This window comes from Dapis brunnea BLCC-M229, from assembly GCF_050015995.1.
Taxonomy (GTDB): Bacteria; Cyanobacteriota; Cyanobacteriia; order Cyanobacteriales; family Microcoleaceae; genus Trichodesmium.
This window is the reverse complement of record NZ_JBNHEP010000246.1, coordinates 1-25,741: the sequence shown is the minus strand read 5'-3', so window position 1 is coordinate 25,741 and position 25,741 is coordinate 1. Positions and strand designations below refer to the sequence as shown.

The window sequence follows — 25,741 nt, the reverse complement described above, 5'->3', positions numbered from 1 at the left end:
TGAGGTATACCTATCTTTATTTGTATTTTATTTCCTATTCCCAGTTAAGTGTTCCCTGTTCCCTGTTCCCTAAAACCAAAGAATGCGTGTACCTCACGCTTCTTGGGAATTGCTATATTTTTTGCAGAAAATTGTTAGAAGCGACAAATTGATTCTGGTTGAATAGGGCAATTTTTTTTGGCAACTGGGTTATTTCGCAGATGCAGGGATTCTAATTTTGTCAGAGTTGATAAGGAACTAACATCTGTTATTTTGTTACGACTTAAATCTAGTAAAATAAGGTTACTCAAGGTTGATAAAGAGTCTATTTTTGTAATTTGATTGAAAACCAGAATCAGAGATTTTAGTTTATTTAAACTAGAAAGTTTTGACACTTCTATAATATAGTTATCGCTGAGGCTAAGATAAGTTAAGTTAGTTAGGTTAGATAGAGGCGAAATGTCACTAATTTGATTCCGATATAAATATAGGTTGGTTAGGTTTGCTAGGTTGGATAGAGGAGAAAGCTCCCTAATATTATTATCGTTAAGATATAGGTGAGTGAGATTGGTTAAACTTATTAAAGGGCTGATATTATTAATGCGATTAACTCCAAGATTTAGTTGAGTTAATTGGGTTAAGTTAGATAGGGGAGATAAATCTTCTATTTGATTAAAAATTAGTTTGAGATGAGTTAGTTTGGTTAAGTTGGATAAGGGAGACAAATCTTTGATATTATTATCACTGAGACTGAGGTGAGTTAGGTTGGTTAATTTAGATAAGTCAGAAACATTTCTGATTCTATTACCATCCAGAGATAAATGACTCAACTTTGGTAGTTGAGATAGAGCTGATAGTTCTAAAATTTGATTATCATTGAGAGAAAGTCGAGTTAGATTTTTGAGACTGGATATTGGAGTAATATTCCTAATACGATAATTGCTGAGGGAAATAAAGGAGAGACGAGAAAGTTTTTCTTCTGCTTCAACGCAATTTTCAGTTCTAGCTTTCTGCAAAAGAATTTTAACTGTATGTTGGGTAGTAGGAGAAATATTACTTTGATTTAAACACCATTCTGCAAAAGTAGAAAAATTTTCTGGGGAGATCGAATTGGCTTTTGCAGAGTTTTGCCTCAAGAGTATTGTTAAACAAATATAAATGCTAAAAAAGACTATTTTTAGTTTTTTCATTGTTATTTATATTTCCAAATTATATTGATGTTATACCAGGCGTGATAAATGTTTGCTACAAATATTTGGACTGTTTCTAGTAGTCAATATAGCAATCCTAAATGGATTGTAATATTTTCTCCTAGGGGTTTGGTTTCCAAATCCGATTTTTACTAGGGTTTGGAGACCAAACCCCTACAGTTTTTTTTCACAAATCATTTCATACTGCTATAGTCAGTGGTCAGTAAAGGTAGCTTTTATTATCATTTTTTAGCCTGAAACAATTCTATTCGAGAAATATACATCTAACTTGAATCATTTTAATTGACAAAGTTAATACTCGGACAGATTCAAAAAAGATTTGATTTCTCGGAAATACTACTACTCTACTCTTCCATATCTTGCCACAACTTCACCTCCACTATTAGATAACCAAGCCCACATTTGGTCGCCTAGAGAAAAATGCCACCATTCCTGTTGATGCTGCTGAAACCCCCCAGACAACATTACCTCTGCTAATAATTGTCGATGTTGATGATATTTTTGAGCTTCTTTATCCTGACGCTCTAAAAAATGATTGGGATAGGAGCGAGGTGATAACTCATCAATGGGAGAACCCATATCAATAGTTTTGCCATTAGCATCAACCAAAGTCACATCTATAGCAGCACCAGTGCTGTGAGGTGGTGGTGTAGTCGGATTTAGACTAGGAGTTGCCCAAAACTGATAAACTAGCTCGAAAATTTCTTGACGTTTTGCTTCATTTAAAGACGGACTATCTAATGTTAAACCTTGAGCTTTTACTGTTTCTGCAAAAGTGTAATCTACCATAAATTGTTGTATGGAAATAGGGCGATAAGCATCAAATATTTGGATGCGCAAACCGGGATAATTTTGTTGTAATTTTATTTGAGATACGATCAAACTGTCTAATACTTTTTGACGTAAAAAATAAGGTGAATTTGTTTGAGAAAGATGATAGGGCGCACCTAATTTTTGATAGGGATGAGGTGATTCAATGGCAAATAATTCTAAGGGAATGGGAACTAAGGGTTCGTGACATTCTTGAATTTTAATTTTTTGGTAAGGTTTCATAAGTAGGGAACTGGGAACAGGGAACAGGGAATAGAATATAGGGAATAGAATATAGATAAATATCTACCTCATTAGTACGGAATCTGCTGTATCAGTTATCAGTTATTAGTTAACAATACCTCCTGCTGAATCTGGAGCCAAGAAAATCTGAAATTTTCTTTTTAGAAATCAATTATTAATAGTCAAGTTTTAATTTTAATAATTATATGATACTAAGGGTGAGAAAAGAATGTTACATAACTCTGATTATAAGTAATAGGAAAAAATTGATAGAGATTCCTAGCAAATTTTTATCAAATTTGTATAATTGGGTAATTGAAATATAAAATTAAAAGTTTATCTGCCTAAATTATTTTCCCACCAATTTCTTAGAGGATGACTTTTTGGAGGTGAATATCTTCCTTTTTTTTCAACTGCATTTAGAGCTTCAGATAGTTGTGGAAAGTCAATCTTTCTTTCCTCAGACCAATATTTAATTATTTCTGGAGTTGAGAAAATTTGAAGATGGGGTGCTTCTTGCTGAATAAATGATATTGCTTTCTTATCATCGGTAGCGATCGCCCATCCTCTATGAAAAGCTATGGCAAAAGTTGCTGCCTCACCATCACCAAGATTATTTGCCAAGTAATTCACAAATGTTTCAGTTTCTGCGTCTGAGTCGAAGTCAAAATCTACAATTTTAACTATATCCCGATCTATAGCTATCTGAAACTGAATAGCACTTTCATCACCTTCATTTTGCTGACGTTGGAGAATTTGTAACTCTTCTTCTAGTACGACTTGAGTCACTGCAACTTGAGCTGGAATAACCTTCAAAATTTCTAGAAGATGACCCGATGCCCAAAAATTTATGATACAACAAGCATCAATAAGAAGGTGGGAGCGAGAAATTTTCATAATTTAATTTAACCTCCCTCATTCCTGCGCCTCGCGTAAATTTATATCGGTTGCTTTGTCCATTATTCCACTGGAATATTCTCGTAATATGTTAGCAATACGACGTGCTTCTAGGCGATCGACATTGAGAAAATCTGCAAAGCGCCCTTCAGTAATTAGACCTTGATCTAGTGCTTCAATAGCCAGATGTTGATAGTGAATCGGTGTCGTATCTGTACGTTGCGGAATAGCTTCTAAACCTAGTTCCTCTTGTACCTTTCTCACTTTTAAACCACGGTCTCGCAATCGTTCCCAAGTTCCAGAAGGTAGAAGTTCCATTTCTTCCAACCGATAAGTTAGAGCTTCTACAGACACGCCGTAGTAATGAGCTAAAGTAAATAAATTAGTCGGTGTAAAATTTTTACTCTCACGATACATATCGTTAAACCGCTTCAGTAAACCACTCGTTGGCATCAAAAAATACTTCGGGAAAGCTTCAGCAAGTCGCTCACTTGCTGGCATTCTTTGATATGGAGCATCAACTAGATCGACTACAGCTTTGCGCCGATGAGCAAGAAAGTGTAGATATCCATGTGCTAGAGACCAACGTCTTCTTTCTTCAGGATGATTAGCATTTATTGCCATACATCCACCAAGTTTTTCATCATAAGTGTAAATCTCTGAATATTTTGATGGCATCTTCAAGTAGAAAATGCGCAGTCCAACACTCTGCTCCAAGGTATCCCGAAGTAAAGGAATAGGTCCATCTCCAAGTCCTAGTCGCTGACGTTCTTCAACTGCAATAGCTTCGGCAGTACGTTCTATTGGCATCCCACTTACCTCATACTCACGAGGATAGTTTTGGGGAAGCGGTGCATTCATAATTCCCTCAAGTTCTAGGTAATTTTGACAAAATTGCTCCCATTCCTCAATCACAGATTCAATCTGAGATTTTTCTACTTCATTTTGCCTATAAGCTTTCCGAAACTGGACCTGAAAAGGTTCAACTACTGGGCGTTCACGGACAAAATCACTTACAGATATTCCGTAAGCACGAGCAAGTTTAATTAGTTCGGTTGCCTTCAGACGGCGTTCTCCTTTTTCAATAGCAACCATCGTAGTCCTTGCAGCATTAATGACTTTTGCAGCATCAGCTTGAGTCATACCGCATTTATTACGAGCTTGTTGGAGGCGTTCTCCCAACTGCCGTAGATCGATGTTGTCAAGGACATTGTTAGTCATGGTATTGTCCCTCAACTTTTTAATGTGGAAATCTGTTGGATCTTTGCGACATCTTGATCCAAGAAATCTCTTTCTATTATAGATTTTACCATATTCCATTCGGAAACGTAAGTCTGAAATAACTTGATCAGACTACTTTGCATATCAGCAATAGATAGATTTTCTGTTTCAGTAGTCCGATCTACTATATCGTCTAATCCCGGAAATTCTTTAGTCAGAGTTTCCCACTGAATATCAATCTCATTAGAGGTACTTAGTAGGTTGTGGAAAGTACGAACCTGGGCAACCATATGACGAAAATGTAAGGTTGGGTCTTCTTTAGGGCGTTCTCCATGAGGCACTATATAGCGAGTTTTGTCTTCTATTTTTGAGGCAGCAAGAGATTGCTTTCTCAAAATGCAAGAGGAACAATACCCACACTGAATTGGTTGCTGACGATGTGGACTGTCACATGACATAGTTATTGGAGGCAAGTCAATTCTGTTATCTTTAGCTAATGCTTGACACATTTCGCCTTTAGTCCAAAAAAGAAATGGGTTCTTTACCTGAAATTTTTCTTCCAAAAGCTCTGAAATGACATCACTTACCATCAATAGAGTTATTGGGTGAACAGATCGAGAATGATCTAATCCTATAGCAGACCTACTGTAGGGAAGATTAATTGCTCCGACTCCATTCTCGTAGACGGAGAGAACCCGACTACCCATAAGATATGCACAGGCAGCACCAAGCAAGGTAAATACCACACCTCGCCCACGGGAAAGTTTGTTCTTGTTATGCTCGCCGCTACCGTGGAAGCGAATAGGAACGCGACGGAGGTCGCAACGGTTGATAAATATAGATTGAACCTTTTTTGCTACTTCTTCCTGGCGGAAATAAACGTTATTGTTGCTGCCTGTCCCGAACAATACGAACGACTTTTCTGGATACCTCTGTAGACGAGTGTACAAACCTGCTAAAGCATCAAGACCACCACTCCAAAGTGCTACTTCCGAACTTTCAGAAATAATTGGCAAGACTAATTGTTGTTCAACATAGCGCCCTGCTGCTTTTCGTTTTTGGAAGTCAAAAACCCATTCGCTTCCGGTTGTCCAGTATAGTAATTCTTTTAACTTTGTCAGAAATGGTTCAGCACTTAATAATTCTGGATGACGTACTGGAAGCACAACATGAAGATGACGCTGGTTTTGGTCAAGCTTATGAGGAGCAAGACGGTCTGAAGCATGAATAGCAACTGCTAGGTCAACTATGTCAGCAACAATAGATGGAAAATTTTCTCGAACCCCATAAGCAAAATCTTTATCGTCTACATTAATATAGACTTTTGATTCTTTACCTTTAGAGTGATCGATGAACTGTACAGTTCCATTCTTGTTAGATATAGGTCCAAAGTTAAAGATATAATCGCAGCGATCGCTCTCGTTTTTCTGAGCAGTAAAGATTGTTTTATTCATAGCAAATTCTCCCCAAGGTCTATTTCTTTTACTTTCTGGCGTCGGGGTAGTCGTAGCTTTGACACATCTCCATCTACATTTGCCTGCTTCGCCCATTTTTTAATTTCAGGGTATACTTCTGAATTTAGTGCTTTAACACGGTTCATAACGGTGTCATTATCTGCACCTTTGTCAGGAATACGTTGCTCAAAATTAGACTTGTATACTTCCTGTATATATCCCTCTGTAATTGCTTCAGATAAGTTTCTGGTATCTATTGCTGCCTTACTATAACGAATATTATGGAGGATACTCTTACTAGGGCGAAGAACAAGTTCCCGAAGGTAATGTGAACATGAAGCTTGTTGTGCTAGCCAATCTAATTTTTTACTCATAGCAACCCAATCTCTACATCCATTATTAATAAATTGTTTCAAGCTTTCTGCCATCTGTTTAGCAAGTCTCACTGGGGCAACCCCTTTGTTCTTAAGATCCCGTAATATCGCACTCATCAAAACCCTGGCACATTCATTATTATCAGCCTTTCCCTCACAAAGCCACTTGTAGGGTTTCCGATAAGGTCCTGAAAGTTCGCCGTGGATAATATCTCCGTCGGCCATAATTTAACTCACCTCCTTACCAGGTTTATGTCCATATCTCTAGGTTAGCTCGTCTTTCCAACAATGTCAACTTTTAATTTACTTTTTAGCTATTATATGTCATTTTTGTCAGATCATATAAAATGGAGTAAGGCCCAAGTATGCCACTACCCAAATAGGGCGAAGACATTTATAAATGCTCAAACTCAGTCAGGGATTACTTCTGAGTTCTGACTTGCGCGTAGCGCTATACACACAGGGTAGAATTAAAAAAGCTTTTAAGAGAGAAATATACTAATAGTGAGCTAATGAATTACACCAACTATCTTTTTGATAGAGCTACCTACAGAATTTGATTTATTACAGTAAATTGAAAAGCTCTATTAAGAGAATTATTTGTTTCATTCTTGCTAAATTTAAAGCAATATTTTTCATTTTTATTTATCACACAATTTACTCTTTTGCTGGAAATCATCATCTCTAATTTTCAATTCTGAGAATGCTTTAGTAACAATAGATTTTTAATACCAGGATACAGAATTTAAGACCTTTCAACTATTCTCAATATTGCCCAAATTCCCCATCACCTAATTTTTAGCCAATTTTCAGCAAAAAATAATTTAATTTCCCATCAATCTGCTTAAATATAATATGTCAAGTTATATCTAAAAGGTCAAACATGAATCCAAAAGATATTGCAGGATTGATACATCCAACTTTAGCCGTTGTGGTAGTATTTCCAATTATTGGTATGGTGGTAAACCTAGCCTGGCAAGCTCGTCAACGAAGGTTACAAACTGCCGACAAAGGTAAAAGTAAAATTCCTCCAGTAGTAGGACCAGAACATCGAAAAATAGGTAATTGGTTGACTGGTTCCGTAGTGGGAATAACCTTAGTTGCTATTGCTTATTCAATTTATTTTAAAGGTATTTTTAAAGATTTTAAAAGTGAAAATATGACCCTAGCAATATTAATAGTAACTATCTTTATTGCTACGGTTGCTTCTCTAGTATTTCTTTATAAAGCTAAAACTAAATTATGGCGAGGAATATTTGCTACTTTAACCGGAGCTGGTATCGTAGTTTTAGGTTTTCAAGATGGTGTTTTCCGACGCGACTATCAGTGGGCAGTTTCTCATTTTTATTATGGTATAATTGCTTCAATGTTGATGATTTTTTCTTTGGCTATTGTGCCGGAAATATATAAAGATAGAACTAACAAATGGCGCAAAATTCATACGATTTTAAACTGTTTAGCACTTCTGGTATTTTTAGGACAAGGAATAACAGGAGGTCGAGATTTGTTGGAAATTTCTCTGAGTTGGCAACAGCAACATTTATATAAATGTGATTGGCAAAATAAAGTTTGCCCAGATTCAAAATCTCAAACTTTATCTCCAGAAATTCTTGTTGCTTCTATCTCAAATTATCCGACTTTAGCACAAGCAAATCAGGTTTTAGCTTCTGGAGAATTTGTAACTATTACTCCAGGGGAAGATACAGAAGGTACAGCAGAAATTATTCAGGTAGGAAATAAAACTCAAGTGCGGTTAGCGGAAAATTTTTCTGCTATTGAAGGTCCGGCAGTAAGATTGCTTTTACATAAACAAAATCGTCCCGAAAGTTATACAAAAGAAAATTATGTACGTTTGGGAAATTTAAAAAGTTTTACAGGGGAACAAATTTATGACATTCCAGAAGGAATAAATTGGCAAAATTTCCCAAATGTTGTGGTTTGGTGTGAAAAATTTGATGTTACTTTTGGTTCGGCAAAGCTTAACTAGCTATCAGCTTTTAGCATTCAGCTATTCAGATTTTTGAGTTTGTGTTAAAATTCCCAGCAACTATTGCGCCGGATGGTTGAGGAAGGGTTGAAATTCCCTTATCACACCTTAAAAAAAATGACCTTACTAACTGTTTCTTTTAGTAATTTTATTTCTTGTTTTCTTTTAAGATATTCCTGGCGGTGCAATTTAATTAACACCCCGGGATTATCCAAACTCTGGTACTTCCCTTGATTTGTGAAGTTTCCTTATTAGATAAAAACTATGACAGAATCAGCTTTTGACCAATTCTGGCATCTCATATCAGGTGCATTAACTCTCAACCCAGAAGTCTATAACCAAATTAATAGTCTACCTCAAGGTACTGAGGCAGCATTAACTATTGTCTTAATTGCTGGTTTGTCACAAGCGATCGGACAATGTGTTGTACTATTCATTAATAAAGTTAAAAAATTACGCTTTGTCCTCAGCTTAGGAATTTCTGCAATTATATTTCTTTTTAGCTTTTGGTTTTGGGGAATCAGTCTTTGGTTGGTTAGCCAACTTATCTTTAATATTAACTTAGAATTAGTAGCAATTATCCGTACCTTGGGGTTGAGTTATGCACCTCAAATGCTAGGGTTTTTAATTGGATTACCTTATTTTGGCATTCCTATTAGCGTCCTACTAACTCTATGGAGCTTACTAGCAGAAATTAAAGGAATACAAGAAATTACGCAACTAACTATTTGGGGAGCATTTACCTGTAATATTTTGGGATGGATAGTACATCAGGTATCTCAGCGCACTATTGGTCGTCCCATTACTGCTTTTGGGCAATGGTTGTTAAATCTTGCTGCTGGAACTGAGTTAGTAACAGATAGGCAACAACTAGAAGAAATTGTCATGGCAGGGAAGCAATCTACTTCGTTCCAGATTACCACTGACTTTTTACCTCAAGAAACTCATAAACCGCAAAAGCAAAAAATCAAATCGCTCTTCAAATATATAGTTATTGGATTTATTGCTTTTTCCATTATCATCCTCTTATCACCTGTATCTGGAAATTTTTTCTCTATTTGGTACACAGCTTTTAACGATACGGTTAAACTTACCATTGACTTAATAAGTATCGGTTTAATTGCTCTTTTATGCTCAATAATTTTTACTCCCCTAGAATCTTTAACTTGGTGGGCGGGATGGTATGAAGCTCCAACTCTCAGATATTCAGGCAGTTTAGTTACAGAAGTACCCGATCGCCAAGATGCTTCTGTTTATGTTTTGTATTTAGATGGGATTAATCAAGGTACTTACCAATATCTACCTATTGTCGAAAATTTTCTGGATAGTTTAGCTGATGCTACTCCCTTGGATGTAGCAATTATTAAGGGGATTATGCCTTACTCTGCTACAAACCGACCTTTAACAACAGACCGACCTTTAGCATTTTTGTGGAATATCCTTGATTCTATTGCTCAGAAAAATCCTGATAATCCCATTGCAGGTATTATCAACTTGCGAAATGTGGCTGCTGTTGCTGTTGCTGCGGACCCTCGTTACGGTCTGATTCAAAATCAAGGATTAGCACAAGTTTTATTCGATAGTCTTCTCCACTTTGGTTATCCCCTGGGTAGTAAAAAACCGATCGCTCTGATTGGTTATAGTGGAGGGGGTCAAATGTCTATGGGGGCAGTATCTTTTCTGAAGCAAGCGACGGGTGCGCCGATTGAAGTTATTTCTTTGGCAGGGGTAATAAGTGGCAATACTGGAGCAATGGAAGTAGAACGTTTGTATCATCTGGTGGGAGAAAAGGATGGCGTGGAAAAATTAGGTCCCATTATGTTTCCTGGCAGGTGGCCGATTTTGTTTCTATCAAATTGGAATCGTGCTAAACGTCGAGATAAGATTAGTTTTATTTCTCTGGGTCCGGTTGCTCATAATGCTGAAGCAGGTCCGATGGGAAGTGAAAAGTTGCCTGATGGTAGAACTTACTTAGAGCAAACTTTGGATATTATTTCGGGAATTTTAACGAATAATTGGGGAGCAACAGGGTTAAATCCTGATGATTTTAGAACTTTTAGTAATTATGAGCTTTACAAGGAGGCTATATTTAACCATCCTAATTATTATCCTTTGATAGGAAGGGAACAGGGAACAGGGAACAGGGAACAGAGAATAGGGAATAGGGAACAGGGAACAGGGAACAGGGAACAGGGAATAGAGGAAGATTTGGGAAATTTATCAACCCAGGAAGGAGAAGATTTTGATGATGCTCAATTTAGCCAACTTGAAATTACTCAAAATATTGACAGAGAAAATTTAGTCGGCAATAGGCAAAACTCCACAGAGGCAAATTTAAGAAATTTACCAACACGAGAAGAAGAAGATTTTGATGAGACTCAATTTAGCCAACTTGAAATTACTCAAAATATTGACAGAGAAAATTTAGTCGGCAATAGGCAAAACTCCACAGAGGCAAATTTGCGAAATTTACCAACAGGAGAAGAAGAAGATTTTGATGAGACTCAATTCAGCAGACTTGATATTAATTCAGAATTTTATCAACCTATCGGTACTTATGTAGGGCGGTTAATTTTACCGACTTCTGAGGAAAGGGAAAAAGTTAAAGGTGTCTTACTAGAAATTCATACAGCAGATTCGGCAAATCAACACCTCATCGGAAAAATTGTCAATTTACGTTGGAGTAATGACCCTAACCTACAAACTTATGTTGAGCTTGTCACAACGAATGTTAATTTTGTCGAGCAGGTAAGGATAAGTAAGCGACAAGGAAATATTCATCCAGACCGAATAAATAATTGGCAAAATGTCGATCCTTTGGAATCTTTAGCAGGTGCAAGACCAGAAGATGATGTAATAATAGCTTTACCTGAACCTGTAATTGTTGAGGATAATGGTGCAGGTCGCCCAAGTCTATATATTAGTCGCGAACCGATTCAAATTTCTGGTCGTTTTTATGGGTTGGTGAGAATTCAAGAGTTTGTGGGTGACGATCTATTTCGGGTGTCTCACTATAACCGCAACTCTCAGAAATTTGATGGTATGGAGGAAATTGTTTATATTCCTTCTGTGGTTGCTGACCGTAATGGAGTTGTTCCTTCTACTAATGAAGGTTTGGAAAATTCTCCTGTAAATGCCAGAGGTTGGTATATTTATGGAGCAAAAAATGCTGTAGGTAAGTTTGTCGTACAGGCGATCGCTCCTCGTGCTTTGTTTTCTGTTCAACCTGAGAAAACAATTTCTGGCAAAAAGGCAACGTTAGATTATATCAACCATAAATATTGGCAGGAGAAAGTCGCGCCGAAAGGTAATATTGCAAATATTTTCCTAGACCCTACTGAAAAACCAGAAAGTGAAATTTCCGAAACTCCTATTTGGCAAGAAGGCGAACGCGCTCTTTTCATGCACGTCTATGGAGGTATTGGGGGCAAAAAACCTGAACTTTCTCCCTTGGGAATATTTTTCGGTCATTTTGCTTTTGGTATAGCAAAGGTAGTGCGGGAACCCCTGACCAATGAACTTCGGTTTAATCTTGAATATCGACAAATCTACACTCATAACTGTGATGGGATTATTTCCGGTACTTTATCTTGGATGAGATATATGGGCGATCGGCAATGGGGATGGCTAGGAGTACGTCCTACTTCCGAGATTATTATTAAGTTCAAACCTATGACCGAAGATTATGATTTTAATGGCGTTAAATTTTCTCCACTCAATTATATAGTGCAAGAATTGGATGTAATGGCAGCTCGTTATCGAACTGGAGATGGTAGAGGTACAACTTCTGTTAGTCCGATAAATTCCTGTGTACAAGATTCTAGTCAAGCACTTTATACAGCTTTGAATCGGATGGTCGCTCAGTTAAAATTAAATCCCCTAATTATGAAATGGTTGAGGGAACATCCTGATGATGAACAAACTAAAAGATTTAAACAGTTAACTAACCTAGTCAAAACTTTGGAAAATCACTTAACACCTTTGGGAAAAGCACGAGCTGACTGGCGTTATGAAGCAACAACTTTAGGAGGTTTCCCTGTAGAAACTCCCCTCGAAACTTTATGGCAAGTTGCCAAAAGTTGGCGATCGCTGTTACCTCGGTTTACTAACGACCAACTAGCGATGATTTTTCTCCAGTTTGGTGCTTCGTTGTCAATATTGCGTACTAATCAAGTGGGGGGTTTTAACTCAAGTATTGAGGCGATCGTGCCTACTGATTTTGTTCTGTTTGTTCCTAGAGTAAATAGGAGTAGGGAGTAGGAAGTAAGGAAGTTGGGGAGTTGGGGAGATTGGGAGATTGGGAGATTGGGAGTGTGGGAGTGTGGGAGTACTTCTGAACCTAATTGTCTCTCCCTAAATCTTACAGTGCTTTTCAGATAGATTACCTCAAGTCACAATCAAAACCTTGTAGGGACGTTCCATGGAACGTCCCTACTGTTACCCATAAAAACGCTTAAATAACTAAGTTTTTACAGTTTAAAGATCGATATAGCTGCCGCTAGGCTCCGCCAACGCTTTACTTGACAAAACTTTAAAAACAGTCTCTTAGGGATTTAGCCCTACTACAAGCTTTAATAACAGGACTTACGCAAGATAAGGCATTTATGTCATTGCGAGCAACAGCGTTTGCGGAGCAGTCCGTTAGGATAGCAATCTCAAACGTTGATATTTCATTCCTCATGGGTAAGTCCCGAATAATAACTATTCAACCGGATATAATATTACAATAACAATCATCCTGATTTGATATTATTAAGATATTATCGCTACTTTCAAAATCTGAATACTCGCCCTAACTGAAAAACCTAAATTTCTATTCCTCCCCGAATTTATGACTAATACAAACACACAAACTTCAAACAACCTCAAATATGTCAACCCCCTAATAGGTACAGGCGGCAACGGTCACACTCACCCAGGGGCAAGCGTTCCCAATGGTTTTGTCGTACTTGGTCCGGATACCAGAGTCGAAGGGTGGGATGCCAGCTCTGGATACTATGATAGCGATCGTAGTATTCTCGGTTTTTCCCACACTCACCTAAGCGGTACAGGTATTGCAGACTATGGAGATATTTTAATTTTGCCAAAAATTGGTTCGATGGTACTCGAACCCGGGACTTTGTCAAACCCAGACTCCGGTTATCGGGAACGTTTTGACAAAAATTCAGAAACAGTTTCTCCTGCTTACTACAAAGTCAAATTAAACTCAGGGGTACAAGTCGAACTTACAGCTAAACAACGGAGTGGTTTTCACTACTATACTTTTCCCGAAAATGCTAACGTTAAACTGCTCATAGACTTAGTTCATCGCCGAGACGAAAACACTCTCTCTGCTAGTATCAAAGTATTAGACCCCTTTACTATTGTTGGCAGTCGCATCAGTCAAAGTTGGTCGCCAGAACAAAGAATTTATTTTTATATCAAAATAGATAAACCACTGCAAAAAATGTATATCTCCACTGATGGAAAAAATCTTAATCAACTCAACAGTGCAAATAACAAATATATTCAATCATATCTGGAATTAGGGCAAATTTCCGATCTCAAAGTGCGAGTTGGTATTTCCGCAGTAGATATTAATGGAGCGCAAAGAAACCTCGCCAAAGAAATTCCCACCTGGCAATTTTACGAAACAGTTGACTCCAGTAAAGAACTATGGCGTGAGAAACTGGCAAAAATTGATATTGAAACCGAAAACGAAACAGATAAAATCATTTTCTACACTGCTCTCTACCATACCTACAAAGCTCCACATATATATATGGATGTAGACAAACGGTTTCGGGGAGCAGATGGAGGCATTCACACCGCCGGAGGTTTTACCAACTACACCTTATTTTCCCTGTGGGATACATTTCGCGCTCTCCACCCATTGATGACTTTGCTCGAACCTTCAGAAACTAATGAATATATCAAATCTATGTTGATACATTATGACCAAGTTGGTTACCTACCCAAATGGAAATTAGGAGAAAAAGACGTTAAAACTATGGTTGGTCGTCATGCTATTAGTGTTATTGTAGATGCTTTTATCAAAGGTTTGCGGAACTATGATAATTGGTGGGCGTTAGGAGCAGCGATCAACACCATGAATAGAAATGAAGCAGAATTAAATGCCTATCGTAGTTATGGTTTCGTTCCCTCAGACGTTAATGTTAATTGGTCAGTATCGCGGACTCTAGAATTTGCCTATAATGACTGGGCGATCGCTCAGGTTGCCAGAAGTTTCGGAAATATTGGTCTGGCAGAAAGTTATGAAAAACGTTCTCAAGCATACCGCCAGGTATTCGACCCCAGTCAAAAATTAATGCGCCCCAAACGTCAGGATGGTAGTTGGGATAATTTCGATCCGTTTGCAGCAGCATGGGATTCTCCATTTATTGAGGGTAACTCCTGGCAATATACCTGGTTTGTACCCCATAATATTCCTGACTTAATTCAACTGATGGGTGGAGAATCAGAATTTTTAGCACAACTGGAAAAACTATTTTCTCTGGATAGTAGTCTAGGTAATGAACTGCCGGATATTACAGGATTAATTGGGCAATATGCTCATGGCAACGAACCCAGTCATCATATCCCCTATCTTTTCAATTTTGTCGATCGCAACGATCTGACTCGTGCTTATGTGCAGGAAATACTTACGACAATGTACAAAGCTACACCAGATGGTATTATCGGCAATGAAGACTGCGGACAAATGTCTGCTTGGTATATTCTCAGTTCCCTGGGTTTATATCAGGTAACTCCGGGTACGCCAATGTTTGATTTGGGATATTTGCATTTTCCTCAAGCGACTATACATTTAGATAATGGCAATAATTTCATTATCCAAAAAGGTAGTCATTCTGAACCTTATTTACTCAATGGTAAAGCTGTATCAGGTTGGCAAATTTCATATCAAGATATTATGAATGGTGGTGTGCTGAGTATTTCCTCACCAACGCCAATAAATTCACCAATGCCAACAAATGTGATGCAATGGTATAACACTCCTCCTATCTGGAGCGAGCAAGATGGAGTAATTCAAGTTACCACGGGAGCAAAAACTGATTTTTGGCGGGTGACTCACTATGATTTTATTCGGGATAATGGTCATTTTTATTATCGGAATATTACAGGTAATTTTATTGCCAAAGTTAAAGTTACTGGTCAATATCAAGCATTATATGACCAAGCAGGTTTGATGGTGCGTTTGGATGAAAAGACTTGGGTAAAATGTGGAATTGAATTTGTCAACGGTGTGCAACAAGCGAGTGTTGTGGTGACAAGAGAATATTCTGACTGGTCAGTGGTGCCGTTGTCGGAAAACCCAGAAAGTCTTTGGTTGTGCTTAAAGCGGAGTGGGGAAACAGTGGAGGTGGGATATTCTTTGGATGGGGAAAGTTATAGTTTATTGAGGTTAGCTTATTTGACTACAGCAAATCAGTTGCAGGTGGGTTTGATGTGTGCTTCTCCTGATGGGGATGGTTTTTCTGTTGTGTTTGAAGAATTTAGTTTTAGTCAAGATTAATGATTTTTTTGGAGATTAAAATGTTAGAAATTTTCAAGAGTTTACAAAATCTGCAAAGTGCTTTAATAGTTGAACTGCTTCAGAAATATTGGCAGAAAAAAATAGTTCCTTCAATATGTTTAGTATTTTTGATTTTTTTATCTTCTGGTTTAGCTTTATCGGAACCAGGTTCCAGTTCTAATAAGTCAGATGTTTTATTTTCCAGTGGTTTATGGCCAGGAGAAGGTATCCCACGTTTTAAATCAAAAATTAATCTCCAACCATTACTAAAACCTAACTTAGACTCGCCACCTGTAAAAGGAATGGAAGTAAAAAAGGGAACTATCCTCAATTTCACCGAAACTCTATATCAAACGATCGAACCAGGTTCTCTCATTATCCAAGAAACCCAAACATTGGAAGTAACTAATTATGGAAATATCAAATACCTTTCGAGAGATGCTTATTATTCATCCGGAAAACAGACCGACCTGACTCTTCAAAAAGGAGACCAAATTAATGTATTACAAAACCGAGCAGAGGGTCAAATATTCTTTGAATACCAAGGTAATATTTATGCAGGTCTGTGTAGACCATGTTACAGTGCGTCCTATAAAACAGCCTGGTGGGTAAAGGTTAGTCTATTATCAAAAAGTGGTTGGGTGCTAATTAATGAAAACACAGTGGAATTTTTAAAACGTGAATACTAATTTCACCCAAAATATTGCAATGGTAGGGGCGGGTTCGGTGTTAAGTTAACGGTCTTCCCAATGATTCAGATAAACCCGCCCCCAACTAAATCCCTAACCGACACGCCCAAAATCTTGCACTCAGTCGCATTTGTTAGGTTACGGTAAATACTTCTGCACAACACTCCAACCTGTCAAAGATACTGTCGCGAAACTCAACAACAAAATAATATTAGTCGTGATATGAAGCGATCGCGCCCAAGTTTGTTTAGGATTAATCTGAGTTGCACTCCAGGCAGAAACTAACACCAATGTCACAACGGTTAAACCAGCAGGTAAATGAACAGAATGACCTAAGTCACCATAATAGCCAATAGTTCCCACTAAACCAATTGCCAGTAACAAAATTACTAAAAATACCATTATTCCCCCGATAATATAATGAAAGGGTCGCAACCATTGAGGCCGTTTTTGTTTGTTATGGCGAGCAAAAAACATCCAACCACCAGTCACTGCTAATAATGAGTAAGCAAAGAGGGAAAGACCCATAGACCAAGCTGCTATTTTCCACAGCCACAGAAAAGAAGGTAAATTCATATAATTAGTTTTGATTATACAGCAAATTTCGGACAAATGAGGTATAGGGTACAATGATGAAAATATTGTAGTGCGGGCATCTTGCCCGCGATGGGTGTACCTCATAACATAGGAAGCAATCTCGCGCCACCCCTGAGATTGCTTCCTTCCACTCCGTTACAGTCGCAATGACTTTATAATAACTAATTATCGGGTTTGATATAAAGCTTGAATTAGACATCTCCAGAAACTATTTAGCTTAAGAATTACAAAGGTTTAAAATTAATTTTTGCGAAATTAATTTAATCAATTAAACAAACTAATATTATTTTTGGTTGAATAATTATAAATAACTAGGGAAAAGTTAGGAGCAGAAAAAAAATCAGAAAATTAGCGTATATCTGGATTAAATACTCATAACAGAAAATTAGGTGGGTAAAGTTTGTCTATCGCTAATGAAGCGGATATTATCTAACATCTACAGCAACTCAATATCCTTTAATACCAAGAATTCCTAGACTTTTCCTGTAGTTTTTTACGCGCTTTAATAGCAGGTGTAAAATCTGGCTTAATTTCAATAGCTTTGTCATAAGCAGCGATCGCTTCCTCATATTTCTCCATTTCTCCTAGCACCCAACCTAAGTTAGACCAAGCTATCGGGTCTTGAGAATTAATAGCAATCCCTTTCTTCAGAGAAGCTACCGCTTGATCATAACGCTTTAACTTAGTCAAAGCAATACCACGACTACCCCAAGATTGAAAATCATCAGCATTAATTTTAATCGCTTCGTCAAAAGCAGCTATAGCTTCTTGATTTTTTTCCAGCCGCATTAAGGCAAAACCTTTATCTCGCCAAGCAGGTGCAAAACTAGGATCGATATCTATCGCTTTTTGATAAGAAGCAACTGCTTCCTCATATCGCTGTAAACCATCAGCAAGAAAACTACCTTGATTATGCCAAGCAATGTGGTACTTTGGCCGACTTTCAGTAGCTTTTTTATAAGCATCTAAAGCTTCCTCAAAGCGCTGTAAGAAAAATAAAGTATTACCTTTTCCCATAGAAGCGCGATAAAAATCTGGGTTTAACTGTAAAGCTTGTTCATAAGAAGCTAATGCTTTTTGATGACGCTGTAGTTTACTCAATACTTGGCCTCGGTCAACCATTGCTGCCAAATCTTCTGGGTTATCTCTAATTTGTCGTTCAAGTAAAGCGAGCGCTTCTTCAAAAGCTTTTCTGGCATCAAGATTACGGTTTAAATACTCTAAAACTATACCTTTATTCTCCCAAGATTGAGGTTCCATCGGATCGACAGCAATAGCTTGATTAATAGCTTTTAATGCTTCTTCAAACTGACCTATACTAATCAATGCTATTCCTTTACCATTCCAAGCTTTGAAATTATTTGTAGATATCTGAATTGCTTTTTCATAAGCATCCAAAGACTGTTGATAACGCTCTAATTTATTTAAAACTAAACCTCTGCCATTCCAAGCTAAATAAAAATCTTGCTTATTTTCTATTGCTTTGTTGTAGGCAACTAAAGCTGCTTGATAGCGCTGCAAATCAAACAGTATATCTCCATTATTTTTTAAAGCATTCGAGTCATTTGGTTTGATTTTTATAGATTCTGCACAGAAACTTTCTGCTACTTCTGGTTGCTCTGCTTCAATCCACTTATTACATTTATTAAGTAGGTAAAGAAATTTAATTTCAGACCAGAAAAGTATCCCAGCAATTACAACTGTAGCTCCCAGAGAAATCAAAGAAAACGGCAACAAACGAAAGGAACTTTTTTTCTTGGCAGATGTATTGGAAGCCAAATTAATAGAGGGTGACGGAGTAAGATTAGCCGCCGAATTTTCTGGCAGAATATTATCATTATCTGTTTCAGTCAAATCTTGATTCTGAACATTAATATCCAGCTCTAAATTGGCAGAGTTTTCTGTCTCTATTTCTGTAGAATTATTAATTTCTGGTTCCACAGAAATAGGAGTTTCCGACCCAATCAAAAATTCTGTTTGACTGCCAATATTCCAGATATCATTAAGAACTTGATCTGCACTTTGATAACGAGCGCGAAAATAGGGATTTACCATCCTGTTAATAATAGCAGCAAATTGATTGCTTACCTCAGTATAATTCCGCCATCCCAAATCCCCAGTTTTTGGGTCTCGACCTATTTCGGCTGGAAATAAACCTGTTAAAGCATGGACAACTGTCATCCCCAAAGCATATAGGTCATTACTAGGACTAGGATTCCTTGTATACTGTTCCTTAGGCATATAACCATGAGTACCCACAAAACGAGTAATTATAAGTTGTCTCTGCTCATTTAAAGTTACAGAAGAAAGTTGTTTAAGTGAGCCAAAATCAATTAAGACAATTTTGCCATCGGAACGCCTAATTAAATTAGAAGGTTTAATATCTAAATGGAGTACCTGACGATGAACAAATATGAGAATTTGCAGTACCTCTTCTAATAATTTTTTTGCTTCAGCTTGATTAAATTTACCTTGATCGATTTCGTAATTTAAGCTATTACCTTCAACATATTCTTGAACTAAATAAAATTCTTGATTTTCCTCAAATTCATCTAATATGGATGGAATTTGGTCATGTATTCCTTGGTTGTAAATAATTTGTGCTTCTTCTTCAAATAATTTTTTTACTTCCCGTAATAGTAAAGGATTTTTTGACTTGGGCTTAATCTGTTTAATTACACATAGAGAATTATCCAGCTTTTGTTGATCTTGAACTAAATAAGTTTGACCATAATCTCCTTCTCCTAACAGTCGAATAATTTTGTAGTGCTTATTCAGAATAGTTCCAATTCTTTGTAAATTTTGTATGTTTTTATATAATTCTTCTAGGTCATTTAGCACTTCTGTAGCAGACTGGTAACGTTCTTCATATTGACTGCAAACCATCTTATCCAAAATATCTGCCAACTCATTTTCTACCACTGCTAGTTCCCGCCACAAAACTTCATTAGTTTTGCTATGGTGTAGCAAATCTATTGGTTCAACACCTGTTAAAGCTTGAATAGCTGTTATTCCTAAAGCGTAAATATCACTATTTATTTTGGGTCTTCCTCCCAAATGTTCCACTGACATATAACCTGGTGTACCTACTACAGAAGCTTGTACTTTTCCGTCTGAAGATAACACCAATGTTTCAATTTCTTTTATTGCCCCAAAGTCGGTAACTACTATTTTATTGTCTGATTTACGTCTGATTAAATTGGAGGGTTTAATATCACCGTGAATTACATCTTGACGATGGATGTATTCTAATGCTTCTAAGGTATCGTAAAGCAACATAATTAGTTGACTTTGAGGCAGTTGTTTACCATTAGTAATTTCCCTCCCTAAATCATGGCCCTCAATAAATTCATGGACTAAATAAAATTTTTGGTCTTCCTCAAAATGATCCAAAAGTTGGGGAATTTGCTCATGGTTGCCTAACTGTTTTAAGGTTGTCGCTTCTTTTTCAAACCGACATCGTGCTGCTTCTAAAATAGAAGGGTCGCTGGTATTAGGTTGAAATTGTTTGACTATGCACAGAGATTTGTTAACTGTCTGCTGATTTTCAGCTAGATAAGTTTTGCCAAAGGGTCCTTTTTTTAAGTCTTGGATAACAGTATATGTTTTTCTAAGAGTCTGAACTTGCTCCATCATCTTTCAATTTAATAGTAGATACTATCTCAAGTTTAAACCCACATTTCACATTCCGCAGTTTATTTTGTAGCACAAAATATTATGTTTTTAGGGTTTGCCTTAACTTGGGAACTGGGAACATAGATTTAGAGTAGTCTACTTTCAAATAAGTCATTAATTATTGCTTCAGATCGATAATTTACTTAGTATAAATACTTAGCTCTTTTTCTCTATGTCATACTACTTTTCGTGTCTAGCAAGGAAGTGTGGAATATAAGTTATAAATAATATTATTCTATAGGGACATTGTCTACAACATCCCTAATTTCTCGCTTATTTGCTGTTCCCTGTTATTACCAGTATTTAACCGGACATGATTTCAATAATTAATAATTAATTATTACCTCTTCTTAAAACAGATAGGATTGGTTAAAAGGAATTTTTTTGTTCTCAAGGGGAGATTGGATATGGCGTTTTTGGCTAAGAGCCGACATGAAAAGCGGAGCGACTTGAATTGCGGAGTGGCTCTGAAATAGCGGGAAACCTCGCCATCCCATCCTAACGGACTGCTCCGCAAACGACCACTTTTTTATCATTGAAAGGAGAGGCTTTAAACCTTAATTTTTCGGTAACTAATACAGTAAATTCCAGGTAGATGATACCAATTTACTTTAAAGATTGCACAAAGAATTTCAAACTTTAAAATATGAAATAATTTCCTGAAATTACTGTATAGTAAAAGTTTTGAGCCTATAAAATATTACTTTTAACTTTTGACTTCCGTGAAATGGTATGAAGTACAGTAGCAGTAGATTTTCAAAGAGTGTTTGAAGTCTTGAATTAAGGTTTCATTTTTGTCGATATAATCTACTATAAGTCAGTGTATTAAATTTACATGGAATAGACTTTAATTCCAAGTTAAACTATTAGTAAATTAAACAGAGATTAAGTTTTTTTGCACTAAGACTATTCTAAGTATTTCTTTTGCGTTTGCCCAAAAGTTGAGCTGCAAGTATCCCACCCAGAAAACCAAATAAGTGTGCCTCCCAAGATACATCAGGATCGGAAGGTAAAATACCCCAAATTAAACCACTGTAAAGAAAACCAGCAGTTAAGGCGAAAATAACTGATAAAATACTAAAATCAAATAAACTTCGGAGTAACAAAAAACCGAAATAACCAAAAATTAATCCACTAGCACCGATATGAATAGAACCTGGTGAACCAAAACACCAAATACCTAAACCACTAACAATTATAGTAACAATGCTCACAAAGAAAAAATCACCAAATCCCCGTAACATGATTAACCAACCAAGAGTGATTAGTGGCACAATATTAGCTACCAAGTGAGCATAACTACCATGCAAAAATGGAGCAAAAAAAATACCAGTAATTCCCATAGAACTTTGAGGATGAATTCCGCCATAATAATTCAGTTTTCCTGCTAAAAGTTCGGCATTAATAATTTGAACAATCCAAAGAATAGCGATAATACTTCCCAAAATTGTCACCTGGGTATTCAGTTTTTCAAATAATTTGTTCATTGGTTTTAAGTTATAGTTGATATATTCCCACTATTTTAAACTATAGCGTTTGTCATGTTAATGAAGCACAGTAACTACCCTGGAAAGTCAGGCACAATAAGATAAACAATAAATTTATTGGGGGTAGCCTTGGGTTATACCATTTATCAAAAATTTATGCTTTATTTGACAACTACTTTATAGCAATTTCAAAAAATATTGCTACAAACTATTGGGTTTCTAGGAATCAGAAGTTCAGAAATCAGGAATCATATCATGTCCGGTAGCATCGGTATTGTATAGCAAAGGTAGGGAACAGGGAACACAGAAGAGGGAACACAGAAGAGGGACGAGAGGGAGGAAGGTTTAAGAGCAAGAAAAAACTTAAATTTCCTGTTGATATTTACGCTAACTTTTACAAAAACGATATAAACGGACATGATATCAGGAATCAGGAGGTAAAAATTCTATAGATTTATTTTACATCAGAGTCAAACTAATCCATAATTGACTAAAAACAGCTTATTAAGTTATGAAATTTTTTTGACGCTTTCAGGGATAAATTCATTCGTATCCCCATGTCGGTAGCAAATTTATTAATAGTTTTACACTTATTCTACTGTAACTATATTTTTTGAATTTGGTATTATACTTTAGTATTTTTCCCCAACCCCTAACACTTAATACCATTTATCAAAAGTAATGCTACATTTGGAAAGTGCCAAAATAACCATCAAAATAACAAATATTATTAAATACTTATATCACGTCAATAAATAGTATTTAGAAAAATAAATTCCAAGTATAGCCAAGTTTTTGGGAATTAATATAAGAGCTTTTTTCACAATATGTACAAATTTTTTGAGATTTGGTATTTAGTAATGGACTGATAGCTGAGTATTAATTTCTATATAAAATATCTTCAGTCGCTAGATTATTCATTCCTGATTGAGTTGTTGTTTTCTTCTGCGCTTCCGAGCAGCATCAGCAGACTTTAATATTTTTAACTGATAAGGGTCAACATTAGTACGCCAATAAACACGATGACCTTTAATTTCTGCACAATTTTCCTCTAAACATTTGAGCCACCCAAGTCTATTTTGAATTTGTTTGAAATTATTTAAAAGTCCTCTATCTTCTTCTTGCACTGTAAGTTTAGCAAATTTTTCATAGTGGGGATAATCTGGAGTTACTAAAGCATCTTTTCTGTGCAAAATTGGTGGATTATATTCATTTGTATAATCCTCATGGCTGACGCTTAAGTCTCGCAAATCAATATTCATAGTTGTATGTAAAACTGGGTGAGCTTCTCTATCAAAGTCGGGATAAAATAAATAAGATATTATCGGTAGTTTATGATGAAATTTAACGATAGTTGCCTCATTTAATCTACCAATTGTACGATTAGCACAACCTTCATAAAGTCGCAGTAAGGGGTCAAGTTTTGCTACAGTAGAAACATGAACAAATAGAGAATTAGCAGATTTATAACCAATACAACTATTTTGGCAACATTTACTAATCAAGTCAGGTTCACCTAAACTAAATAACATTAAATCGGCTAAGGTACAGGCTTGGGTATAACTACCAAATGAAACTTTAATATCATTTCTGACTACTACTGATAATTGGGAAAGTTTAGGGCGACGACCAAATTTTGTTAAGGCTATATATACTAATAAATCTTGACGACGTTTATCTGTTATTTTATCCCATTCTTGATAGTTGGTTGCTTGGAGAATTACTTGAAAGGCACGACGAAAAGTACCAAATTCTGCAATTAAATCTGTCTCTTCAGCAAGTTCCCCTCTAACTGGTAGACGACCACGTTCGCTCATAAAGTTCATTAAAGGAATAAGCTGTTCTTGATAATCTTCAAACCGCTTATTTTTGCAAGTAATTATGGGTGTAGATAAACGGGTTCTCAACCGAGATGCCCGGAAATTTTGAGCTTCTGTTTCATCTCTAAAAACAAATAAAATTCCTAAATCAATAGGAATCGAATCTACATTTAACACTTGGTCAATATAAGACTTTAATTCTTCCTGTTCATAATATTTTTGAAAAGTCTTACGAGCTGTAATTATTCCATCTCCATAAGCAACTTTTCCCTCAGTTTTACTATCATCAATTAATACCAGAGCAGAAACAATTAAAATTTGTTTAGTCAACTGCCAAGATTTAATCAAAGCTTCCCTACGTTCTGCCAAAGATTCTATTACATTAATTACATAACCAAGATTAACAATATCAGCAGCAATACAAGGAGTTTCTGGCAAATAATAAGGGTCCCAACCTGCACTTAAATAACCTTTTTTAGCAATAAGTTTAATATCCTCACCATATCCACAACCATAGTCAAAAAAAGTTGTGCTTTCTGTAAATAGATTTGCTTCTACAGCTAAACGTACTGGTTTAGAAATTTGTTTACGAACTATGGCAGCTTTATGACGTTCTATTTTGGGAATTGGCATCTCAATAGTATGCTGAATTACATCATGGTCTCGAATTTCTATGCCATGATTTTTGAGGTGAGTTAACCATCCTTGGCGAGTACCAATTAAACGAGTATTATCTAACAGTCCTAGTTTTACTTCAGCAGAAGTTAATTGAGCGAATTTTTGGTAGTGGGGATATTCAGGACTAACAAAAGTTTCTTTCCGATGCAGCACAGGAGGATTTTGACTATGGCTATAGTTTCTCTGCTCAATTTTTCCCTCATTCATATTAATGGAAATGCTAGTTTTTAAGGCAGGATGAGGGTCAATATCAAAATCTGGATAGTGTAAATAAGAAATTGTTGGTTTGTCAAAGTTAAACTTTATTAATGTGGCGATCTTGGCATCAGCTTTTTCCTGAGAAAAACCTTTTAAATATAAACGATGAGCTAAATTTTCGTAGAGTCGCAGTAAAGGATGAAGTTCTTCTAAAGCAGAGATATGAATATAAAATGCAGTTGGTAATTTTTTCCCTATTTTGCTTTGTTGACAGTATTTTTTTATCGCACCAGGATTGTGAATTTCTAGGAATATCTGGTTAGCAAATTCACAAGCAGACTTATAAGTACAAAAATAAGTTTTGATATTGTCTCTAACTTTCTGGGGTAAGTCAGTTTCTAATTTTATTTTGGGTAATATTTGAAAGTCTTTTATATTTAAAGCCAGATATAGTAGGAGTTCAGAATAACTTTTTTTTTGAAAATTAAGTTGATTTTCCATTGCTAAAATCTGTCCGATACCTTTTCACAGAAGTTAAAATTTACAGCACTTTTCATTTAAGTAGACCACAAAATAATTTTGTGGTAGGGAGTAGGAAGTAGGTTAGATAAAAATGCTTTTGGGTTGTCCGTACTAACTGTAATCTATATAGATGAAAAGCGCTATAAAAGTTTGAATTGAGTATTTATTTGTCGAAAATTTTAGAGTATCATTATTAGGTTCTTGCTAGGTAGGGGATTTTTCATTAATGGATAATTGATAATTGATAATGGATAATTACCTCTCCCTAAAACGGATTGGATTGACCAACGCCGAAAAAATTTATTTCTCAAGGGGAGATTGTATATGGCGAGGAGACCTCGCCATCCCATCCTGACGGAATGCTCCGCAAACGACCGCTTTTTCCC

14 protein-coding genes are annotated in these 25,741 nt (G+C 36.3%); 4 read left to right on the top strand and 10 right to left on the bottom strand.

Annotated elements, in window-relative coordinates; all coding sequences use genetic code 11:
* Window positions 1–134: 134 nt before the first annotated feature.
* The 6 genes from ACP6PM_RS28150 to ACP6PM_RS28125 form a co-directional block, all read right to left on the bottom strand.
* Entirely contained in the window at window positions 135–1,169 is a 1,035-nt protein-coding gene (locus ACP6PM_RS28150) for a leucine-rich repeat domain-containing protein (RefSeq protein ID WP_426590200.1), read from the bottom strand.
* 360 nt (window positions 1,170–1,529) lie between these two features.
* Window positions 1,530–2,243 (bottom strand): M15 family metallopeptidase, encoded by a 714-nt coding sequence (locus tag ACP6PM_RS28145; RefSeq protein ID WP_426590199.1) that lies wholly within the window; start codon window positions 2,241–2,243, stop codon window positions 1,530–1,532.
* A gap of 336 nt (window positions 2,244–2,579) precedes the next feature.
* Window positions 2,580–3,140, bottom strand: a complete 561-nt coding sequence (locus tag ACP6PM_RS28140) for a PIN domain-containing protein (RefSeq protein ID WP_426590198.1) — start codon at window positions 3,138–3,140, stop codon at window positions 2,580–2,582.
* 18 nt (window positions 3,141–3,158) lie between these two features.
* Window positions 3,159–4,361, bottom strand: a complete 1,203-nt coding sequence (locus ACP6PM_RS28135) for an ImmA/IrrE family metallo-endopeptidase (protein WP_426590197.1) — start codon at window positions 4,359–4,361, stop codon at window positions 3,159–3,161.
* 11 nt (window positions 4,362–4,372) lie between these two features.
* Window positions 4,373–5,815 carry a 7-cyano-7-deazaguanine synthase gene (locus ACP6PM_RS28130; RefSeq protein ID WP_426590196.1) on the bottom strand — a complete coding sequence of 481 codons (1,443 nt, stop codon included), beginning with the start codon at window positions 5,813–5,815 and terminating at the stop codon, window positions 4,373–4,375.
* The gene (locus ACP6PM_RS28125; RefSeq protein ID WP_426590195.1) at window positions 5,812–6,414 is read right to left on the bottom strand and encodes a hypothetical protein; all 603 of its coding nucleotides are present in this window, start codon (window positions 6,412–6,414) and stop codon (window positions 5,812–5,814) included. Before ACP6PM_RS28125 ends, ACP6PM_RS28130 begins: the two co-directional genes overlap by 4 nt.
* 658 nt (window positions 6,415–7,072) lie before the next feature.
* Between ACP6PM_RS28125 and ACP6PM_RS28120 the strand changes: the two genes are divergently transcribed.
* From ACP6PM_RS28120 to ACP6PM_RS28105, 4 genes are all read left to right on the top strand, one after another.
* Complete coding sequence (locus ACP6PM_RS28120) at window positions 7,073–8,176, top strand: DM13 domain-containing protein (RefSeq protein WP_426590194.1); 1,104 nt, start codon at window positions 7,073–7,075, stop codon at window positions 8,174–8,176.
* A 264-nt stretch (window positions 8,177–8,440) separates the two neighbouring features.
* A complete protein-coding gene (locus ACP6PM_RS28115; protein WP_426590193.1) occupies window positions 8,441–12,436 on the top strand; it encodes a peptidase in 3,996 nt (1,331 codons plus the stop codon).
* A gap of 571 nt (window positions 12,437–13,007) precedes the next feature.
* Window positions 13,008–15,689, top strand: coding sequence for a GH92 family glycosyl hydrolase (locus ACP6PM_RS28110; protein WP_426590192.1), 2,682 nt, complete (start codon window positions 13,008–13,010; stop codon window positions 15,687–15,689).
* A 20-nt stretch (window positions 15,690–15,709) separates the two neighbouring features.
* Entirely contained in the window at window positions 15,710–16,378 is a 669-nt protein-coding gene (locus ACP6PM_RS28105) for a hypothetical protein (RefSeq protein WP_426590191.1), read from the top strand.
* Between the two features lie 138 nt (window positions 16,379–16,516).
* On the opposite strand, the gene ACP6PM_RS28100 is transcribed toward ACP6PM_RS28105, so the two are convergent.
* The 4 genes from ACP6PM_RS28100 to ACP6PM_RS28085 form a co-directional block, all read right to left on the bottom strand.
* Entirely contained in the window at window positions 16,517–16,954 is a 438-nt protein-coding gene (locus ACP6PM_RS28100; protein WP_426590190.1) for a DUF4079 domain-containing protein, read from the bottom strand.
* 477 nt (window positions 16,955–17,431) lie between these two features.
* On the bottom strand, window positions 17,432–20,611 hold the full coding sequence (locus tag ACP6PM_RS28095) for a protein kinase domain-containing protein (RefSeq protein WP_426590189.1): 3,180 nt from the start codon (window positions 20,609–20,611) through the stop codon (window positions 17,432–17,434).
* 950 nt (window positions 20,612–21,561) lie between these two features.
* A complete protein-coding gene (locus ACP6PM_RS28090) occupies window positions 21,562–22,137 on the bottom strand; it encodes a rhomboid family intramembrane serine protease (RefSeq protein WP_426590188.1) in 576 nt (191 codons plus the stop codon).
* Window positions 22,138–23,054: 917 nt separating this feature from the next.
* Window positions 23,055–25,334, bottom strand: coding sequence for a DNA phosphorothioation-associated putative methyltransferase (locus tag ACP6PM_RS28085; RefSeq protein WP_426590187.1), 2,280 nt, complete (start codon window positions 25,332–25,334; stop codon window positions 23,055–23,057).
* Window positions 25,335–25,741 lie beyond the last annotated feature (407 nt).